Genomic DNA, 20430 nt, shown 5'->3' on the forward strand with positions numbered 1-20430 from the left:
AGTTCCATCGTCTCGACTCCGGTCTTTTTGTCATTAGCCCCTCGCCCCTGGCGGGAGAGGGGTTGGGGAGAGGGGGTTAGGCTTGCTCTTAAGCCTACCGGGCGCCTCTGGCGCCTACCCCTCGCCCCGACCCTCTCCAACAAGGGGAGAGGGAGTTTATGTCAGCCATATCCTGGGCACGTGGGCGGGCTGGCCGGTCAGTTCGGGCCTGAGGATTTCCCAGGCCTGCTGGCAGACGGCCCAGGCTTCGTTGCGCTGGTTGCCCAGGTATCGAAGCAGCAGCACGCCTCGGCGCCGGGTGACTGCCCAGCGTGGGGAAGCGGGTATCTGATTCCGCAGGGCCTCGATGGCGCCGGCTTCGTCCGCCAGGCCCACCGCCCAGAGGGTGGCCTGGACGGTGGCGCCGCCTTGCCCCCACTTGCCCGTGAAGCGGGCATGGGCCGGGTCGAGGGTCTGGCGTTCGTGCCACAGGGGCCGGCCGTTGTGGCTGAGCTCGAAGCGCTGTTCGAGCCGGCCACTCTTGAACGGCAGCTCGCTGGCCGGTCGGCCCAGGGCGAGGATTTCCCAGCCAATGCACTTGGCATCGCCGCTGAGGCTGATATTGGTGACCTGCTCGCCCCGGGAGCCGTCAAAAGCCAGGGTTTCCTGGGGCAGCCATTCCAGGGTTGCGCCATCGGCGACGCTCAGGCTGGTGTGCTGGGCCCAGGCGACGCCGTGGCTGTCAGCCTTGTAGAGCTTGGCGGCGGCCGGCGTGGTGAGCAGGGCTTGGCTGCCGGTGTCCAGGCGGGCCTCGATGTTGAGGGCATCGCCGCTCACCAGGCCGCCGGGCGGGTGCAGCAGGTAGACGTGGCAGCAGCCCTGGCCGCCCTCCGGGTAGAAGGGCCGCTGCACCCGCAAGGGGCCCTGGTGGCGGGCGCGGGTGAGGCGGGTGACGCCGGCCTCGCGCCGCTCGAAGCCCAGTTCGATGGCGGCGGCCCAGCGCCGGTCAGCGTCGAAGCGGTGGCCGGAGTCGTTGGCCGGTTGCCGGTTCGGGTCGAAGGCGGAGAGGGGGGTGTAAGCCGTCATACCGTCAGGTGCTTCTTGATCAGGTCGTCGGAAAGCTCGGCGATGCCGCCTTCGGCCACCCGTCGTCCGCGATCCATGATGGCGAAGCGGTCGGCATACTTGCGGGCGAAGGGCAGCTTCTGCTCCACCAGCAGCACGGTGAGGCCGTCTTCCTCGATGAGTTTTCGGATGACTTCGCCGATCTGGGCGACGATGTTGGGCTGGATGCCCTCGCCGGGTTCGTCGAGGATCAGCAGGCGCGGTTCGATCACCAGCGCACGTCCGATGGCCAGCTGCTGCTGCTGGCCGCCGGAGAGGTCGCCGCCGCGGCGGTTCTTCATTTCCTTGAGCACGGGAAACAGGTTATAGATCCGCTCGGGGATCTGGCGGCTGCCATCCTTCCGTGCCGCCAGGCCGGTGCGCAGGTTTTCCTCCACGGTGAGCAGCGGGAAGATCTGCCGGCCCTGGGGCACATAGCCGACTCCCAGGCGGGAGCGGTCCTCCACCCGGCGCCTGGTGAGATCGATGTCGCCATCGAACAACAGCTGGCCGCTCTTGACACTCTCCTCCCCCATCACGCATTTCATCAGGGTGGTCTTGCCCACGCCGTTGCGGCCCATGACACAGGTGCACTGGCCTTTGGGTACGTCCAGCTCCAGGTCCCAGAGGGTGTGGCTCTCGCCGTAGAACTGGTTGAGTTTCTGCACTTTCAGCATCAGATGCCCTCCCCCAGGTAGACTTCCACCACTTTGCGGTCGTTGGAGACCTGGTCCATGGTGCCCTCCGCCAGCACGCTGCCCTGGTGCAGCACCGTAACCTTGCGGGCGATGGAGCGCACAAAGCCCATGTCGTGCTCCACCACCACCACCGACTGCTTGCCCGCCAGGCTGGTGAGCAGTTCGGCGGTGCGCTCCATTTCCTGCTCGGTCATGCCCGCCACCGGTTCGTCCACCAGCAGCAGGCGCGGCTTCTGCATCAGCAGCATGCCAATCTCCAGCCACTGCTTCTGGCCGTGGGAGAGAATGCCGGCGGGCTGGTCTCGCAGCTCGGTGAGGCCGACGGTGACCAGCACTTCGTCAATGCGGTCGCGGATTTCACCGGTCATGCGGGCCGTTAGCGAGGGAATCACTCCCTTGTTGGCGGCCATGGCCAGTTCCAGGTTCTCGAACACGTTGAGGGCCTCGAACACGGTGGGTTTCTGGAACTTGCGGCCGATGCCCAGGGTGGCGATATCCGGCTCGTTCATGTTGAGCAGGTTGTGGCGGCTGCCAAACCACACCGAGCCGCTGTCGGGCCGGGTCTTGCCGGTGATGATGTCCATCATGGTGGTCTTGCCGGCGCCGTTGGGCCCGATGATGCAGCGCAGCTCGCCGTCGTCGATGGTGAGGTTGAGGTTGTTGATGGCCCGGAAGCCGTCAAAGCTGACGTTCACATCCTCCAGGTAGAGGATGGGGCCGTGGCGCACGTCCACCGGAGAGGCGGTAGGGGTGAGGAAGTCGAACACCCGCTCGCGGTTGGCCAGTTCGGTCATGATGCTCATGCGGTGGCCTCCCGAGTGGTTGCATCAGCGGTGGCAGCGCCGCCGTCGCCATCGTCGCTTCTGGCCCTGCGGCGCTTGAGCATGCCGGCGATGCCCTGGGGCAGGAACACGGTGACCAGCACGAAGAGCGCGCCCAGGGCGAACAGCCAGGCATCCGGCATGATGCCGGTGAACACGGTCTTGGCGTAGTTCACCAGAATGGCACCGATGACCGCGCCGTAGAGGGTGGCGCGTCCGCCCAAGGCGACCCATACCACGATCTCGATGGAGAACAGCGGCGAGAACTCACTGGGGTTGATGATGCCCACCTGGGGTACATAGAGCGCGCCGGCCACACCGGCCAGCATGGCGGACACCACGAACACGAACAGCTGCACCCGCTCCACCCGGTAGCCCAGGAAGCGGGTGCGGGCCTCGGCGTCGCGGCAGGCCACGCTGACCCGGCCCAGCTTGCTGCCGACAATGGCACGGCAGATCACGTAACCGATGGCCAGCGCCACGCCGGTGGCCAGGAACAGACCCAGCCGGGTGGCGTCGGTGCGCAGGTCAAAGCCGAGGATGTCCTTGAAGTCGGTGAGGCCGTTGTTGCCGCCAAAGCCCATCTCGTTGCGGAAGAAGGCCAGCATCAGCGCGAAGGTCAGCGCCTGGGTGATGATGGACAGATAGACCCCGGTCACCCGGGAGCGGAACGCCAGCCACCCGAACACCAGCGCCAGGGCGCCGGGCACCAGCAGCACCATGATGAAGGCGAACCAGGCCATGTCGAAGCCGTGCCAGTACCAGGGCAGCTCCTGCCAGTTCAGGAAAACCATGAAGTCCGGCAGGATGGGGTCGCCATAGACGCCGCGATCCCCGATCTGTCGCATCAGGTACATGCCCATGGCGTAGCCGCCAAGGGCGAAGAAGGCGCCGTGGCCGAGACTGAGAATGCCCAGGTAGCCCCAGACCAGGTCCACCGCGACGGCCAGCAGGGCGTAGCAGAGGTACTTGCCCATCAGGGTGACGGTGTAGGAACTCACGTGCAGCGCGCTGCCCTCGGGCATCGCCAGGTGCAGGAAGGTGACCACCACCATGGCTGCGAACAGCACGCCCAGGAACAGCTGTGTCGAGCCCTCGGTGAACGGCCGGGCGAGCCAATGTCTGGATTGGTGCATAACTCAGCCCTCCGCCGCCCGGCCTTTCTGCGGGAAGAGTCCGCGGGGCCGTTTCTGGATGAACAGGATGATGAAGACCAGCACGATGATCTTGGCCAGTACGGCCCCGGCCCAGGGCTCCAGCAACTGGTTGATGGTACCCAGGGAAAGCCCCGCCACCAGGGTGCCCCAGAGATTGCCGACGCCGCCGAAGACCACCACCATGAAGGAGTCGATGATGTAGTTCTGGCCCAGGTTGGGGCCCACGTTGGTGAGCTGGGACAGCGCTACCCCCGCCAGCCCGGCGACGCCGGAGCCCAGGGCAAAGGTCATGATGTCCACGCGGGTGGCCTTGATGCCCATGGAGCGGGCCATGGCCCGGTTCTGGGTGACGGCCCGCACTTCCAGGCCGAGACGGGTCTTGCGCATGATCAGCATCAGACCGGCGAACACCACCAGGGCGAAGCCCAGCACGTACAGCCGGTTCAGGGTCAGCGACAGCGCCTCGTTCACCATGATGGAACCGCTCATCCACTCCGGCGTGACGACGGTGCGGTTCAGGGGCGAGATCACGGTGCGCACCAGCTGCTGCAGGATCAGTGACACACCAAAGGTGGCCAGCAGCGTTTCCAGTGGCCGGCCCTTGAGAAACTGGATCACGCTGCGCTCAATGGCGATGCCCGCCAGCGCCGCCACCAGGAAGCCGGCGGGAATGGACAGGATCAACGCCAGGCCGGGCTGACCGGGCAACAGCTGCTGCATGCCCCAGGTGGTGTAGGCCCCCAGCATGATGAGCTCGCCATGGGCCATGTTGATCACCCCCATGACGCCAAAAGTGATGGCCAGGCCGATGGCCGCCAGCACCAGTACCGAGCCCAGGGACAGGCCGAAGTAGAGGGTCTCGGCGGCCCGGTTGAGCCGGAGCTTCTGTTCGATGGTGGCCAGCGCGTCGGTGGCGGCGGCGGCCATGGCCGGGTCATCGCTGCGCTCGGCCCGGTTGAGGGCGGCGCGGACCTCGGTGTTGAGACTGCCGGAGAGCTGCTCGACGGCACTGACATCGCCCTGCTCCACGCGGTAGATGGACACCGCGTCCCGCAGCAGGGTCTGCACCCGGCTGTCGGTCTCGGTCTCCAGCAGGGTATTGATGCGCTCGGCCAGGGCGGCGTCCACCTTGCCCAGCAGGGCACGGGCCGCTTCACGGCGACGCTCGACATTGTCCACGGTCAGGTCGATGACCGAGAGAATGCCCGCCAGTTCGGCCCGCAGGGCGTTGTTGATGCGGATGGTGTCCAGCTCGCGGCGGGATACCTCACCCATGGGCTCGCCGGTGATGGCGTCGGCCACTTTCCAGTCGCGGCCGCGGTTCTCAAGCACGATGACGAACTGGCCGTCGTCCTCGATACGGGCCAGCTTGTTGTCGCCGAAGGCTTCCAGCCAGGCCCGGGCCCGGTCATGGCCGCTGGCGGCGATGCGGCTGATGACCTCGCCCTTGCGGGTATCCGGCGCCTGCGCCAGGTCGGCCAGCAGGGCCTGGGGGTCTGCGGCCTGCTGGGCGCTGGCCGCCAGGGGCAGCAGCAGGCAGCAGGCAATAAAGAATCCGGTGAGCGATCGCAGGATGCTCATGGTCTGTTCCTGTGGTTCTGTTGAGTGGGGCGAGGTGAAAACGGGTGCCGGCCAACCGGCACCCTTTGCTGGCAGGTCCTAGTTGGAAGCGACCTTCTCCTTGCCGCCACAGGAACCGGTGACAACGTTGTAGTTGCCGCAGGACATGGGCTTGCGCCAGTCGCTGATCAGGTCACGGGAACCCGGCAGGAAGTCTGACCAGGCATCGCCGGCCACGGTGGAGGGCGTGGACCAGACAATGGAGAACTGGCCGTTGTCCTGGATCTCACCGATCAGCACCGGCTTGGTGATGTGGTGGTTGGGCATCATGGTAGCGTAGCCGCCGGTCAGGTTGGGTACGGTGACACCGATGATGGCGTCCTTGATGGCGTCCACGTCGGTGGTACCGGCCTTCTTGACCGCCTCGACGTACATGTTGAAGCCGATGTAATGGGCTTCCATGGGGTCGTTGGTGACCGCTTCCTCGTTGCCGGTGTACTTCACCCAGGCGTCGATGAAGTCGTAGTTGGCGTCGTTGTCCACGCTCATGAAGTAGTTCCAGGCCGCCAGGTGGCCCACCAGGGGTGCGGTGTCGATACCGGAGAGTTCCTGCTCGCCCACGGAGAAGGCCACCACCGGAATGTCGGAGGCGGAAATGCCCTGGTTACCCAGTTCGCGGTAGAAAGGCACGTTGGCGTCGCCATTGATGGTGGAAACCACCGCGGTCTTCTTGCCCTGGCTGCCGAAGGTCTTGATATCGGAGACGATGGACTGCCAGTTGGAATGGCCGAACGGGGTGTAGTTGATCATGATGTCTTCCGCGGCCACGCCTTTGTCCTTGAGGTAGGTCTCGAGGATCTTGTTGGTGGTGCGGGGGTAGACGTAGTCGGTGCCGGCCAGGACCCAGCGCTTCACACCGATTTCATTCATCAAGTAATCCACCGCAGGGATCGCCTGCTGGTTGGGGGCGGCGCCGGTGTAGAAAACGTTCTCGGAGGACTCCTCACCCTCATACTGGACCGGGTAGAACAGCAGGCCGTTGAGCTCCTCCACCACCGGCAGCACGGACTTGCGGGACACCGATGTCCAGTTGCCGAAGATCACATCGACCTCCTCCTTGGCCAGCAGCTCACGGGCCTTCTCGGCGAACAGCGGCCAGTTGGAGGCGGGGTCCACCACTACCGGCTCCAGCATGCGGCCGTCGATGCCCCCTTCGGCATTCTGTTTCTCGATCAGCATCAGCATGGTGTCTTTCAGGGTGGATTCACTGATGGCCATGGTGCCGGACAGCGAATGCAGGATGCCCACCTTGATGGGGTCTTCGGCCGCGGTGGCGTGCAGGGTGACCGAAAGTGCAAGAGCGGAGAGACCAAGTTTCACGTGTTTTTTGAGTGTCATCGTGTGCGTCCTTTTCCTCGTTAGAATAATGCGGATCGTCTAATTCGCCCGAGGTCCTCTGCATCAGGTGTTCCACCCTTCAAACTAAGTATTCAAAATCATGGATTTAGCAGCCCGAACGACCGTAAAGACAGAACCCGAATGGCTTCCGGGACGCCCCGAATGAACTCAGCGGCGGGTTTGGCGCACCAGTGCGGGGCAATCGCCCACCAGCACCGTGATGGCGAGCCTGACCCGGAGTAAAGAAGGCAAATCATGGATTTACAAAGCGCCATTCTGCACCGTAATACGCACAGCCATTGTGCACCGCCACAAGGCCCGCTCGCCGTCCGTGCCCCTCGGGAGGGCGCGGGCCGGTCCCCCGGAGGGGTCGATCACGGGCGGCCACGATGATGTATAGTGATACTCAGCGAGCAACACTGCGCAGCAATCGCCAGTGTCATAACTCAAAGACCTGAAAGGCCCGCTCATGAATGATTCCTATCGCATTGTTATCTATGGCGCCGGCAGTGTCGGTTGCTATCTTGGTGGTCGCCTGCTGTCGGCCGGAGCGGACGTCACCTTCATCGGCAGGGAAAAACTGCAGAAAGTCCTGGCGGACAAGCCTTTGGTGATCACCGATTACCGCGGCTTCCGGTTCGAGACCCACCTGCGCCCGGCCCAGTTCAGCACCAGAGCTGAAGCGGCAGCGGGTGCTGACTTGGTGCTCCTGACCACCAAGTCCGCCGCCACCGAGCAGGCCGGCGAGGAGTTGGCCAAGGTACTGAAGCCGGGCACACCGGTGATCAGCTTCCAGAACGGTATCAGCAACGCCGACCGTCTTCGGGAGAAGCTGCCGGAATGCACCGTGCTGGCCGGCATGATTCCGTTCAATGTGCTGCAGAAAAGCCCCGGCCATTTCCATCACGGTACCGAGGGCCAGCTGAAGGTGGCCGCCAGCGCCGACATCGAGCTGGCGCTGGCCCGCTTCGAGCGCGCCGGCCTGCCCCTGGAGGAGCGCAACGATATGCAGGCGGTGCTCTGGTCCAAGCTGCTGCTGAACCTGAACAACCCCATCAACGCCCTGTCCGGCGTGCCGCTCAAGGAAGAACTGGAACAGCGGGATTACCGCCGCTGCCTGGCCATGGCCCAGGAGGAAACCCTGACCCTGCTGGAGAAGTCCGGCATCCACACCGTCAAGCTGACGCCGCTGCCCATGGAAGCGCTGCCCTATGTGATGCGGGCGCCCAACTGGCTGTTCACCCGTATTGCCAAGCGCATGATCACCATCGACCCCCTCGCCCGCTCCTCCATGTGGGAGGACATCGAGGCCGGCCGGCCCACCGAGGTGGACTACATCAACGGCGAAGTGGTGGCGCTGGCCAGCAGCCTGCATACCCGGGCACCGGTCAACCAGGCGCTGACCCAGCTCATCCACCAGTGTGAGCACGATCCAAGCCAGGCCTGGCCGGCGCCGGCGCTGCTGGCCCATCTCAAGGGCGTACTGGACGACTACCACGCCCGCTGACCCTACCGGAGCCCCTGTGCCGCAAGGGATTACGCGGCCATGGCCAATGTCTCACACGCGCTGGTAACTAAGTCTGGTTCCCTCCCGACCGGGGTTGTCTAGAATGGTTCTCAGCAGGGATGCACTGCTCGCACGGAGGCGAGCCGGCATGGATGCAAGGCCCGAAAGGATCTCGGGCACACAGGGAAGCGAAACAGGAACGCCCGCAAGGATGCGGATCGGGAAGGAGTCCCGAATAGCGGTCATGGAAGGCATTGCCTGATGGATCAGGCGCGGGTTAGCCACGGACGGGGTGCACAGGGATTGTGGACCTTGCCGTGCTCCCACCTGCCTGCGGAATGCCTGCGGAAAAGTCCCGACTGCCACGAACCTGATACCCTCCCCCAACGTCTTCGCCGGTTATCCACCTGCCTGTCATTGTCTCTGCCACTCAGAGCAACCCCATCAACGTCATGACAACAAGGAGCTGATAACCATGGCACGCTCACCTTTTCTTGCTGCACTCGTACTGCTGTTCTCCCTGATGACCGGCTTTGCCCAGGCCGAACCCGGCGAAGCGGCCATCAACATCAACACCGCCGACCAGGTCACCCTGGCCTCACTGGATGGCGTCGGTGAGAGCCGGGCCGCGGCCATCATCGAGTACCGCGAGGCCAACGGGCCCTTCGCCAGTGTCCAGGACCTCGGCCAGGTCAGTGGCATCGGCGAGAAAACCCTGGCGAAGAACGCCGACCGGCTCACCGTCGAGTAACCGGCCAGGGCTCCGCCCGGCGGAGCCCCAACCACCTCTGCAACACCACCCCTGCAATCCGCTTTCCCCCGCCCCATAATTCACCAATCACAGGGGCTGGTCCGGCCAAAGTCGAGTAGACAGTCCAGGAGCCGGTGCCTATCGTAGCCCTATATACATTCAGCGGCATGGCGAGCGGCGAAAACAATGACAGAATCCATCAGGGTCTACCCTGCCAAGCCTCGCAAGGTCTATTTCTTTGGTACCTGCCTGGTGGATCTTTTCTACCCCGGTGCCGGCCTGGCGGGCATTCAGCTCCTGGAGCGGGAAGGCATCGAGGTGATCTTCCCCCAGGACCAGACCTGCTGCGGCCAGCCCGCCTACACCTCCGGCTACCACGACGAGGCCCGCGCCGTTGCTGGCGCCCAGCTGGGTCTGTTCGACGAGGACTGGCCCATCGTGGTGCCCTCCGGCTCCTGCGGCGGCATGATGCGCAAGCATTACCCGGACCTCTTCCAGGACACTGCCCAGGCCGAGCAGGCCCGGGAAGTGGCGGGCAGGGTCTGGGAACTGACCGACTTCCTGCTCAATGTCTGCCACGTCAGGCTGGAAGACCTGGGGGAGCCGACCAAGGTGGCGCTGCACACCTCCTGCTCCGCACGCCGGGAAATGGGTATCGCCGAGGTGGGGCCCAAGCTGCTGGGGCAGCTGGACAAGGTCACCCTGGTGGAGCAGGTGCGGGCCGAGGAGTGCTGCGGCTTTGGCGGCACCTTTGCGGTGCGCCATCCGGACATCTCCGGCGCCATGGTGGGTGACAAGGTCAAGGCCCTGGCCGACACCGGCGCCACCCGCTTCGTCACCACCGACTGCGGCTGCCTGATGAACATCAACGGCCACGCCGAGCAAACCCGACAGCAAGTCCGGGGCCAGCACATTGCCAGTTTCCTCTGGCAACGGGTCTCCGGCGAGAACGACGGAGGACTGCCGTCATGAACCAGCCCGCCACAGACCAGCACAGCGCGGTACGCCAGTTCCATCCCCGTGCCCGGGATGCCCTGGCCAACCCGCAACTGCGCAAGAACTTCCGCAGCGCCATGGACGGGCTGATGGACAAACGCCGCAAGGCCTTCAGCGGCTGGGACCTGGAGGCCCTGCGAACCCTGGGCGCGCAGATAAGGCAGCGCTCACTTGCCAGGCTGCCCGACCTGCTGGAGCAACTGGAGGAGAGCCTGACCGCCAACGGCATCCAGGTGCACTGGGCCGAGGACTCCGACCAGGCCTGCCGGATCGTCCGGGACATCTGCGTGGCCCGCAAGGCCAAAAGCGTGATCAAGGGCAAGTCCATGGTGTCCGAGGAGATGGAGCTCAACCATTACCTGGAGGAGCAGGGCATCGAGGCCCTGGAGTCGGACCTGGGGGAATACATTGTCCAGATGGCGGAGGAAACCCCCTCCCACATCATCATGCCGGCGATTCACAAGAACACCGACGAAATCTCGGAGCTGATGCACGAGAAGACCGGCACCGAGCGCTCCCACGACGTCAACTACCTGACCGCCAGTGCCCGCCTGCAGCTGCGGGAGAAGTTCATGAACGCCGATGTGGGCATCTCCGGCGTCAATTTTGCGGTGGCCCAGACCGGCACTCTCTGCCTGGTGGAGAATGAAGGCAACGGCCGCATGACCACCACGGTGCCACCCTGCCACATTGCGGTAACCGGTATTGAGAAGGTGGTGGAGACCCTGGACGACGCCTGCGGCCTGCTGGCACTGCTGACCCGCTCCGCCACCGGCCAGCATCTGACCACCTATTTCAACATGATCAGCCGGCCGCGCCAGGACGACGAGAAAGACGGCCCGGAAGCGGTCCACCTGGTGCTGGTGGACAACGGCCGTTCCGGTATCTACCAGGACGACGAGCTGATCGACACGCTGCGCTGCATCCGCTGCGGGGCCTGCATGAACCATTGCCCGGTCTATACCCGCATTGGCGGCCACGCCTACGGCACCACCTACCCCGGTCCCATCGGCAAGATCCTGATGCCGCACCTGCTGGGCCTGGAAGATACCCGGGACCTGCCGACAGCGTCGTCCCTTTGCGGCGCCTGTGGCGAAGTCTGCCCGGTGCGGATCCCGATTCCCGACCTGCTGGTGCGCCTGCGGCGGGAGTCAGTGGACGGCGACGCCCTGCACCGCAGCGATGTTCGCGGCCACGGCGTCAAGCGCGGGCGCCTGGAAGCCATGACCTGGAAGGGCTGGCGCTGGCTTCATGTGCGCCCGGGCCTGTACCGCACCGGCACCAGCCTGGCCACCAGCCTCCGGGGCCTGCAGCCGGCCAAGGCCGGCGCCTGGACCCGCTACCGCACCGCTCCCAAACTGGCGCCCAAGACCCTGCACCAGCTCGTGCGCCAGCGCTCGGCGCCGGCCCAACCGGCCGGCAGCCCGACCCGGGGGACCTCCACATGAACGCCCGGAGCAATATCCTGCAGCGCCTGAGGAAACGCCGGGACGGCCAGCTGCCCATGCCGGAGCTCGATTTCAGCCCAATGCAGGGCCGCGAGTGGAATGCCGCCGAGAAGCTGGACCGCTTCCAGCAGACCATCGAGTCGGTGCATGGCGAAGTGCACCGGGTCACCGAGGACGACTGGCTGGACAGGCTGGCGGAGCTGCTGCAAAGCCGCGGCGCCCGCAATCTGCTGGTGGCCGAACGCCACCGCCTGGGCAGGAAGATCCGGGAATCGGAGCACGAGGGTCTGCCACCACTGCTGGCTTACGATCAGCCCATCGAAGCCTGGCAGGAAACCCTGTTCCACGACGTGGACGCGGCCATCACCTCCACCCGGGGCGCCATCGCCGAAACCGGTACCCTGATCCTGTGGCCGACGCCGGACGAGCCGCGCCTGATGAGCCTGGTGCCGCCGGTGCATATCGCGGTCCTGGAGGCCGACCAGATCTACGCCACCTTCCTGGAAGCGCTGCACATGCAGCGCTGGAGCAGCGGCATGCCCACCAATGCCCTGCTGGTGTCCGGCCCTTCCAAAACCGCGGACATCGAGCAGACCCTGGCCTACGGTGTTCATGGCCCCAAGGAGCTGATCGTGCTGGTCATCCAGTAGGAGGCCACAATAGCGGTTTACCCCGCTGTCGCCGAACGGGGCTTTGGTCTAGTCTATCCGGTTTCACCGGGTAGAGATCATGACCGATACCGCCGAGATTGCCGCCCCCGACCGCGCCGCCGTGCTTCGTGGCGCCCTGCTGATCGCCCTGGCTGCAGCGCTCTGGGCCACCACCGGTATCGCTGCCAAGTTCCTGTTCAACAGCACCGAGCTGCATCCGCTGACCCTGGCGCTGCTGCGGCTCAGCATCGCCTTTCCCTGTTTCTTCACCCTCATGTTGTGGGAGCGCCGCCAGCTTCGTGGCCGGGGCACAGCCATCACCGGCCGGGTGTTGCTGGCCCTGCTGGCGCTGGGGCTGTTCCAGGCCGCCTACCAGGGCAGCTATCTGCTGGCGGTTCAGCTCACCGGCGCCGGCATTGCCACCCTGATCGCGCTCTGCGTGGCACCGGTGCTGGTGGCACTGATGGCAGCCCCACTGTTGGGTGAGCGCCCCGGCCTGGTGACCTGGCTGGCGCTGGCGGCGGCTGTGCTGGGTACGGTACTGCTGGTGGCGGGGGATATTGAAACCAGTGGCGAAATCCGGGCCGCCGGTATCGCCGTGGCGCTGGTGGCGGCCCTGGTCTACGCCGGCTTCACCCTCACCAGCCGACACGCGGCGGCCGGCGCGCCGGTGTTCATGACGGCCTTCGTCTGCTTCACCATGGGGGCAGTCACGCTGGTGCCGGTGGTGGCCTGGCTGGACGGCTTCAGCCAGCTGGCGGCGCTGGGCTTCCGGGAATGGGCGCTGGTGATCTACATCGGCCTGGTGCCCACCTGCGCGGGCTACCTGTGTTTCTTCGCCGGCATGAAAACCACGCCGGCCACCACCTCCAGCATCATCGTCACCCTGGAACCGCTGTTCGTGGCGGCCCTGGCCTGGGCCCTGCTGGGGGAGGTGCTGGGGGCGACCGGGGTGACCGGCGCCATCATCCTCACCGTGGCAGTGGTGGTGGCTTCCCGTCGCGCCCGGGGCTGATTAGCCCGACTTCTTGCGCTGCTTCTCCAGCATGTTGGGCTGCAGGATCTCGATCCAGTAACCGTCCGGATCCCTGATGAAGGCCAGGCCTTTCATCTTGCCGTCATCGGGGCGCTTGACGAATTCCACCCCCAGGCTCTCGAACCGTTCCGCCGCCTGGTAGACATCCGGCACCGCCACCCCGATGTGGCCGAAGCCCTGGGGCTCGTCGTTGCCGTTGTGATACCGGAAGTCCGGATCCTTCTCGGTGCCCCAGTTATGGGTCAGCTCCAGCATCGCCTCGCGACCAAAGATGAAGGTGGTGCGGTGGGCGTCGTCGGCGGGGACGGTGGCGGCCTGGCGGTCGTCCAGATAGGTGAGGAAATAGAGCGTGAACTTCATCTCCGGGAAGTCCAGCTTGCGCACCAGGCGCATGCCCATGATACGGGTGTAGAAATCCAGGCTCTTCTCCGGGTCCTTGATACGCATCATGGTCTGGTTGAACACGTAGCCTTCGGTCTCGGGCACCGCATTGTCGTACAGGCCGGGGGCGTCTTCAAAATGGCGTCGCATGGCTCAGATCCTCTGATCCTTGGAATGAGAGATCCCACCATGCGCATGGTGGCGCCGGTTTTCAAGGGGACAAACGTGGCAGCCGCCGCCATAAAAAAAGGCCCACAGTCAGAGACACCGACCTGTGGACCCGAAAACGCACTGCTCTTATCCGTTAAGCGGAAAGCCGATGGTTTTTTCAGGCCAGCTGATGCTCCTCGCCCTGGTAATAGGCCTCCACCCGGGGATTCATCACCTTGCGCCACAGCGGCGGAAACAGGGCCAGCACGATCATGGCGGCGTAGCCCGCGGGCAGCTGGGGCGCATGGTCGTGGTGGCGCAGCACCTGGTAGCGGCGCTTGGCCCAGGCATGGTGGTCACTGTGCCGCTGCAGGTGGAACAGGAAGACATTGGTCAGGAAGTAATTGGAGTTCCAGCTGTGCTCGGGCATGGTGCGCTCGTAACGGCCGTTGTCCAGCTTGCGGCGGTGCAGGCCGTAATGCTCCAGGTAGTTGACGATCTCCAGCAGGGTGAAGGCGATGAAGCTCTGGCCCAGGAAGAAGGCCGCGCCCAGCCAGCCATAGGCCAGGGTGCAGGCCACCAGTGCCGCCACCGAAATGCCGTACCACCAGATCAGCTCATTGCGCCAGCTCACCACCGGCTGACCCTTGCGCTTGAGCCGCTCCGCTTCCAGCCGCCAGGCGTTGATGAAATTGCGAACGTAAGCCTGAGGCAGAAAGTTGTACAGCGACTGGTTATAGCGGGAGGACGAGGCGTCCTCCGGGGTGGAGACGTGCACGTGGTGACCCCGCACATGCTCCACCTTGAAGCCGCCGTAGCTCACCAGTGCCAGCAGCAGGCCGCCGGCCCAGGTTTCCAGCTTGCCGTCCTTGTGGATCAGCTCATGAGCCACGTTGATGCCCAGACCGCCGACGATGCCCACCGAGAACACCCAGCCTACGGCGCCCGGCACTGAGAAGATGCCGGAGGCCAGAACCTGCAGCGACCACACCAGCAACACCACGAAGGCCACGACCCAGCCCAGGGTCATCACCTGGTAGAAGCGCTCATTGTTCATGTGTGGCACATCGGCCTGCTCGTCCGGGTTGAGGGCATCCTGGCCCAGCAGGAAATCCAGCACCGGAATGATCCCGAACAGCACCACCGGCATGCCCCAGGCAAACAGGTTCAACATGCCGGTACTATGCCCCGCCGCCAGCAACAGCGGCGGCAAAGCCAGCGGCAGCATGGCGATCAGGAAGCTGTACTTCTTGAGTTTCAGCAGCAACCGGCGACGCACCGGGTCCTCGGTCAGCGTGATTTTGTCAGTGGTCACGACTCTCTCCTCTTTAACGTGAATGCCCTGGCGACCGCTGCCTCCAATTGACTGGCCACCCTTTTCCCTGCATTATTGTCCTACAATATAGCAGTCGTCAACACTTTGTTGCCCACTTCCTGACCAGGGTTGCGCACCAGGTCGTGAACGGGGTGATGAAAAAGCCACTGTGATAAACTTCTTCCGCAGCCGCCCCAGGCAGCGGTTACCAGCCACCCCAGGGAGCCCATATGGACTTTCAGGTACCCAACACTCTTGCCGAGCAGATCGCCAATTACCTGGGTGACCGCATCATGAGCGGTGCCATCCGCCCTGGTGAGCGTATCCAGGAAGCCACGGTGGCGGCGGAGCTGCGGGTCAGCCGGGCCTCCGTCAAGGAAGCGCTCTATACCCTGGAGCGCTGGCACCTGGTGGACATCACGCCCCGCAAGGGCGCCACCGCCTCACGCCTGGACGCCGACCACGCCACCGAACTCTATGATGTCTACATGCACCTGCTGATCATGCTGGCGAAGCGTCTGTGTGAGCGCTGGCGGGAAAACGACCTGACCGACCTGATGGCCCGGGTGGACACGGTGACCCAGCGAATCCAGGCCGAATCCCCGGATGTACCGGCGGTGGTGGAGGCCAGTTTCGATGTGATGGAAGCCTGCTGTGAGCTGGTGGCCAACCCCTACCTCACCGAGGCTCTGAGCAACTTCAAACCGGCGGTGAGCCGGGCCTACTTCTTCAGCGCCGAGCGCTACCGTCAGGACCTGGACCGCACCGGTGCTTTCTTCACCGGCCTGACCCGGGCGGTTCTGGCCCGCGACACCGCCGAGGCCGAGCGTCAGGTCCAACTGTTCGCCCGGCACCAGAAGGCCCTGATCCGCCAGGCCCTGACCCCCGAGCCCGCCCTCAGTCACTGATACCCTGGCCTCGGCCACGGCTGGCACTGTGGTCATGCCCAGCGGGCCAGCCGCAACTGACTGTGACCCGGCGCACAGAATTCCGACCCGATCCCTCCTAATGTAAATCTGTGTAACGCTGCACTGATTCGCTGTCCTGCGGCCATCCAAACCGACAAAAACAACGCCGGCAACGGCCCAAGGGGTTTGCCATGCATCGCCTGTCCAGGGGCAGCGCCCTCACACTGACACTCGCCAGCAGCCTGGCGCTGACCGCCCAGGCCGAAATCCGCGCTCTACCGGACGCCGCCATGGGCGAGATAACCGGCCAGGCCGGGGTCACCATCGAGCTGGAGACCAAGGTCGATGTGGGCCGTTTCGCCTGGACCGACCAGGGCACCCTCAGCGTTAATGACCTCAGCCTGTCGGGGCTCGGTGGCGGCCCGCTGGACAACCTCAAGGTCAGCCTCGATGTGGCCGGCGAGAACGAGGTCCTGGAGCACGGTTTCTCCGAAATTGCCCGGCGCGCCGGCAATGGTCGGCTGGACCCGGGGTCCAACCCGGACATCGCGGACGCCCTGACCCGCTATGCGGTGGCTGGCGACTACGGTAAAGCCTTCAACAGCGGCGACCTGGTGATCCACATCGGCCCCACCGACAGCGGCGATCCCGGTCAGCTGAATGACTACCTGCGGGCGGTGGATTTCCAGCTGGACATCGGCAGCGTGGTCACCGAGGGCGCCGACGGCGCCACCACCCTGTTTTCGGATATCCACCTGGAAGGTTACCTGGGGCCCACCGACATCGTGGTTCGCAACCACGGCAGCGATACCCGCCTGCTGGCCAACGGCAATGAGGTGTCGGACTCGGAGCTTCAGGTGGACACCCACTTCGAGATCACCAACGGCCGCCTGAACTGGGACGTTGCCGATGTGATCCTGCTGTTCAACTTCGCCGCCGTCAGCATCGACGGCCTGCAGATTCACAACCGCCGCGGAGCCGACACCCTGGGCCATTTCGGCATGGCCCACGCCACCGCCAAGCTGTCCGCCGGCACCAGCGCAACCAGCGGCAAGGATGGTCTGTCCGTTCACGATGTGGAGTTCAGGGCCGACATCGACATGCCGGTGTTCCGCATGGGGGGAACCGCCATTGGCGCGGTGTCCTTCACCGACTTTGCCATCACCAACACCTCGATGATGATCTACGGTCACTGAAACGGACCCCGCTCACAGCCCGGCGACCTGTCCGGACATTCACTGGACAGCCCCCCCGTTGGACACAGTAAACTGCGCCGTCAGACACTGGCGGCTTTTTCATGACAGAGACACCTCCCATCGAGGCGCAGCCACGGGTACCCTGGCGCCGACTCACCCTGTTCAGCCTGCTGTTCCTCGGCCTGACAGCCGCGGGCCTGTACGTGGTCTACGACCAGTTCGCCGGCCGCAGCGTCAGCTTTGACCACCGCCTGATCCAGCCCACCAGCGTGGCGGCCATCCTGGCTTTGCTGCTGGTCTACTTCAGCGCCGACGGCCTGCGGCTCTATTTCACGCTGCGGGCGCTGGGACACCGGCTGCCGCTGGCCACCATGCTGCGGCTGGTGTTCATCAACATCTTTGTCTCCAACGTGACGCCCATGGCCACCGGGGGCGGTGTTGCCCAGGTCTGGTTCCTGCAGCGCCACGGTGTGCCCATTGGCCGGGCCACGGCGGCGACCACCATCCGCACCGTGCTGGCTATTGTCTTCATTTTCTCCCTGACACCGGCCTTCCTGCTGACCCTGCCGGCACTGCAGGACCAGCCGATTCTGGACAAAGTCAGCGTGGCGCTGTCTTTCTTCATCGTGATCTATCTGGGTTTCTTTGCCGTGGTGCTGCTAAGGGCCCACTGGCTGATTCCGCCCCTGAGCACCGGTCTGGCAATGCTGCGCCGGCTGCACCTGATCAGCGCTAAACGCCACCGCCGCTGGCAGTTCAAGGCCCGGCGGGAAATGCTGCGGTTTTCCCTTAGCTTCGGCCATTATGTCCGGGGCCCCCGGGCCAGTGTGCTGCTCTCGGTGGTGTTCACCGGGGTGTTCCTTCTCAGCCTGTTCAGCTTTCCGGCCCTGCTGATCTACAGCCTGGGCTATGATGAAGTTCAGTACCTCACCACCGTCGGGCTGCTGGTGGTGACCACCTTCATCATGTACTTCTCGCCCACACCGGGCGCCTCGGGTATTTCCGAGGGGGTGTTCGGGACCTTTTTCCGGGACATCCTGACCGCCAACCACCTGGTACTGGTGATCCTGGCCTGGCGCCTGCTGACCATCTACCTGGGCATGCTGGTGGGGCTGGTGATACTGCAACAGGAGCTGGCAAGGACCCACAAGGACCCGAAATAAATGTTCCGCCATCCGTTGAAGGCCCTGTTCTACCTCAACCTGCTGATCGTGGCGCTGCTGGTGGGCTACAAGCTCTACCTCAATCTGACCGAAACCGACTTCCAGGCGGTCCATACCGACCAGGTGGAGGCGATCCACGAACGGGTGAAGAGCCCCGACCAGTTCAGCTTTGCGGTGCTCGGCAACATCAACAATTCGGTAGGCATCTTCGAGGAGAAAATCATCCCACGCCTGAACGACTCCGGCGTGAACTTCATGGTGTCGGCTGGCAATGCGGTCAGTGGCGGCGGCGAGGACAAGTACCGGGCCCTGCACGGCACCCTGTCCCACCTGGACATCCCCTACCTGCTGACATTCGGCCAGCATGAGTACGAGAACTTCGGCAGTTTCCGCTTCTACGAGCACTTCGGGCCCCACTTCTTCAGCGTCCCCATCGCCAACAGCCGGCTGGTATTCCTCGACAGCACCGGCAAGACTCCCTGGAAATGGCAACTGCGCTGGCTGGAGGACCTGCTGGAGGGTGATGACGTCCAGCACACCTTCCTGTTCACCGGCCACCCGCTGATGCGCAACGGCAAGGACAACCTGTTCGTGGAGCCCGAAGACTACCTGCAGCCGGAAGCCTTCCGGGAGGGCCTGATGCGGCTGATCCGGGCCCACGATGTGGCGGCGGTCTTCTCCGCCAACCTGTCGCTCTATGCACAGGAGGAGCAGCACGACACCCTGTTCATCACCACCGGCGGCGCCGGCGGCCTGGTGCTCAACAACGAGGCCAGCTTCTACCACTACGTCCGGGTCGAGGTGAACAGCGATCAGCTCAACACCAAGCTGGTGCGCATCGACTCGGCCCAGAACCCCATCCTCAAGCGCCTGGAAGGCCTCTGGTTCTTCTTCTACTCGCTGTTCTATGTGGGCTATGTCAATTTCATCCTGCTCGTGAGCGTGCTGGCGATCATCACCATCAAGCTCTATACCCTGGTTTTCGTGGCCAAGGACTACTACCCGAATTACGACCTGGACCCCACACCCTGGCAGGATAAACCCCTGCGGGTAGCCATGTTCACCAACAACTACCTGCCCTTCATCGGCGGCGTGCCCATCTCCATCGACCGGCTGCGCCGGGGCCTGGAGGCACTGGGCAACCGGGTCCTGGTGGTGGCTCCCACCTACCAGGACCAGTCCGATGACGACCAGGCGGTGGTGCGGGCGCCCTCGCTGCTGGCCATGGGCAAGAAGCGGGAATTCCGGCTGGCGAACATTTTCCTGCGGCGCCTGCGTCAGCAGGTCCGGGCCTTCAAACCGGACATCATCCATGTCCACCACCCGTTCTGGCTAGGCTCGCTGGGGCTGTTCCTGGGCCGGCGCCTGAAGGTGCCGGTGGTCTACACCTACCACACCCGGCTGGAGCACTACGCCCACTTCGTGCCGCTGCCGGGCATGCTGTTCCGCAACCTGATCTCCCACGCCCTGATCAAGCGCTTCGGCAACAAGTGCGACGGGGTCATCGTGCCCACCTACTCCACCGAGGAATACCTGCGCATGGTCGGGGTCAAGACCCCCAGTTTCGTGCAGCCCACGGGCATCGAGTACGACCGCTTCCGGGCGGTCAGCGCCGAGTCGGTGGAGCGCCTGCGGCGTGAGCTGGGCATTGGCGACGAGAAAGTGCTGGTCAGTGTTTCCCGGCTGTCCAACGAGAAGAATATCGACTTCATGATCGAGGCCCTGGCCAGCCTGCGCCAGCGCACCTCCGAGGCCTTCCGGTTCCTGATCATCGGCGACGGCCATCAGCGCGACCGGCTGCAGGGACTGATCGACGACAGGGGCCTGTCCGATGAGATCACTCTGGTGGGGGCGGTGCCGCCGGACCAGATGCCCATCTACTACCGCCTGGGCGACCTGTTCCTGTTCGCCTCCAAATCCGAGACCCAGGGCATGGTGATCCTGGAGGCCATGGCCGCCGGCCTGCCGGTGGTGGCGGTGCGCTCCAGCGGTATCGACGACGTGGTGCGCCAGGGCTATAACGGTTTCAAGACACCGGAGAAGATCCCGCTCTGGCGGGACCAGGTGCAGCATCTGCTGGAGGACGAAGCCCTGCGCCGGGAGCTCTCGGCCCACGCCCTGGAATTCGCCCAGGACTATTCGGTGGAGCGCTTCGCCGAGGACGTCAAGAAGATCTACGCCACCCTGCTGGCAGCGGCGGAAAAACGCTGAC

General features: G+C 64.5%; 18 protein-coding genes. 10 read left to right on the top strand and 8 right to left on the bottom strand.

Annotated features, from left to right (window positions below; all coding sequences use genetic code 11):
• Positions 1-156: 156 nt before the first annotated feature.
• The 6 genes from R3280_RS08495 to urtA all read right to left on the bottom strand — a co-directional run bounded on the left by R3280_RS08495 (position 157) and on the right by urtA (position 6717).
• Complete coding sequence (locus R3280_RS08495) at positions 157-1065, bottom strand: urease accessory protein UreD (protein WP_318998167.1); 909 nt, start codon at positions 1063-1065, stop codon at positions 157-159.
• Positions 1062-1760: an urea ABC transporter ATP-binding subunit UrtE gene (urtE, locus tag R3280_RS08500; RefSeq protein WP_318998168.1), complete on the bottom strand. Its 699-nt coding sequence runs from the start codon at positions 1758-1760 to the stop codon at positions 1062-1064. Before urtE ends, R3280_RS08495 begins: the two co-directional genes overlap by 4 nt.
• Entirely contained in the window at positions 1760-2584 is an 825-nt protein-coding gene (urtD, locus tag R3280_RS08505) for an urea ABC transporter ATP-binding protein UrtD (RefSeq protein WP_318998169.1), read from the bottom strand. Before urtD ends, urtE begins: the two co-directional genes overlap by 1 nt.
• Entirely contained in the window at positions 2581-3738 is a 1158-nt protein-coding gene (gene urtC / locus R3280_RS08510) for an urea ABC transporter permease subunit UrtC (protein ID WP_318998170.1), read from the bottom strand. The genes urtD and urtC overlap by 4 nt, the downstream gene beginning before the upstream one ends.
• A 3-nt stretch (positions 3739-3741) precedes the next feature.
• Positions 3742-5340 (bottom strand): urea ABC transporter permease subunit UrtB, encoded by a 1599-nt coding sequence (gene urtB / locus R3280_RS08515; protein ID WP_318998171.1) that lies wholly within the window; start codon positions 5338-5340, stop codon positions 3742-3744.
• Positions 5341-5418: 78 nt separating this feature from the next.
• Positions 5419-6717 carry an urea ABC transporter substrate-binding protein gene (gene urtA / locus R3280_RS08520; RefSeq protein WP_318998172.1) on the bottom strand — a complete coding sequence of 433 codons (1299 nt, stop codon included), beginning with the start codon at positions 6715-6717 and terminating at the stop codon, positions 5419-5421.
• 469 nt (positions 6718-7186) lie between these two features.
• On the opposite strand from urtA, the gene R3280_RS08525 reads away from it, so the two are divergent.
• The 6 genes from R3280_RS08525 to R3280_RS08550 all read left to right on the top strand — a co-directional run bounded on the left by R3280_RS08525 (position 7187) and on the right by R3280_RS08550 (position 13084).
• Positions 7187-8224 carry a 2-dehydropantoate 2-reductase gene (locus R3280_RS08525; protein WP_318998173.1) on the top strand — a complete coding sequence of 346 codons (1038 nt, stop codon included), beginning with the start codon at positions 7187-7189 and terminating at the stop codon, positions 8222-8224.
• A gap of 475 nt (positions 8225-8699) precedes the next feature.
• Positions 8700-8975 (top strand): ComEA family DNA-binding protein, encoded by a 276-nt coding sequence (locus R3280_RS08530; protein ID WP_318998174.1) that lies wholly within the window; start codon positions 8700-8702, stop codon positions 8973-8975.
• A gap of 186 nt (positions 8976-9161) precedes the next feature.
• A complete protein-coding gene (locus tag R3280_RS08535) occupies positions 9162-9947 on the top strand; it encodes a (Fe-S)-binding protein (RefSeq protein ID WP_318998175.1) in 786 nt (261 codons plus the stop codon).
• Positions 9944-11419, top strand: a complete 1476-nt coding sequence (locus R3280_RS08540; protein WP_318998176.1) for a LutB/LldF family L-lactate oxidation iron-sulfur protein — start codon at positions 9944-9946, stop codon at positions 11417-11419. Before R3280_RS08535 ends, R3280_RS08540 begins: the two co-directional genes overlap by 4 nt.
• Entirely contained in the window at positions 11416-12069 is a 654-nt protein-coding gene (locus tag R3280_RS08545) for a lactate utilization protein (RefSeq protein WP_318998177.1), read from the top strand. Before R3280_RS08540 ends, R3280_RS08545 begins: the two co-directional genes overlap by 4 nt.
• A 121-nt stretch (positions 12070-12190) precedes the next feature.
• Positions 12191-13084, top strand: coding sequence for a DMT family transporter (locus R3280_RS08550; RefSeq protein WP_318998194.1), 894 nt, complete (start codon positions 12191-12193; stop codon positions 13082-13084).
• Here R3280_RS08550 and gloA read toward each other — a convergent pair whose 3' ends face one another.
• Both gloA and R3280_RS08560 read right to left on the bottom strand, forming a co-directional pair.
• Positions 13085-13636 carry a lactoylglutathione lyase gene (gene gloA / locus R3280_RS08555; RefSeq protein WP_318998178.1) on the bottom strand — a complete coding sequence of 184 codons (552 nt, stop codon included), beginning with the start codon at positions 13634-13636 and terminating at the stop codon, positions 13085-13087.
• A 178-nt stretch (positions 13637-13814) separates the two neighbouring features.
• Positions 13815-14864 (bottom strand): alkane 1-monooxygenase, encoded by a 1050-nt coding sequence (locus tag R3280_RS08560; RefSeq protein WP_318998195.1) that lies wholly within the window; start codon positions 14862-14864, stop codon positions 13815-13817.
• A 317-nt stretch (positions 14865-15181) separates the two neighbouring features.
• Here R3280_RS08560 and R3280_RS08565 point away from each other — a divergent pair, with 317 nt between their 5' ends.
• The 4 genes from R3280_RS08565 (at position 15182) to R3280_RS08580 (ending at position 20429) form a co-directional block, all read left to right on the top strand.
• A complete protein-coding gene (locus tag R3280_RS08565; protein WP_318998179.1) occupies positions 15182-15859 on the top strand; it encodes a GntR family transcriptional regulator in 678 nt (225 codons plus the stop codon).
• Between the two features lie 191 nt (positions 15860-16050).
• On the top strand, positions 16051-17055 hold the full coding sequence (locus R3280_RS08570) for a DUF6160 family protein (protein ID WP_318998180.1): 1005 nt from the start codon (positions 16051-16053) through the stop codon (positions 17053-17055).
• Positions 17056-17156: 101 nt separating this feature from the next.
• A complete protein-coding gene (locus R3280_RS08575) occupies positions 17157-18218 on the top strand; it encodes a lysylphosphatidylglycerol synthase transmembrane domain-containing protein (protein WP_318998181.1) in 1062 nt (353 codons plus the stop codon).
• Entirely contained in the window at positions 18219-20429 is a 2211-nt protein-coding gene (locus R3280_RS08580) for a glycosyltransferase (protein ID WP_318998182.1), read from the top strand.
• Position 20430: the final 1 nt, after the last annotated feature.

The organism is Marinobacter sp., from assembly GCF_033722195.1.
GTDB lineage: Bacteria > Pseudomonadota > Gammaproteobacteria > Pseudomonadales > Oleiphilaceae > Marinobacter.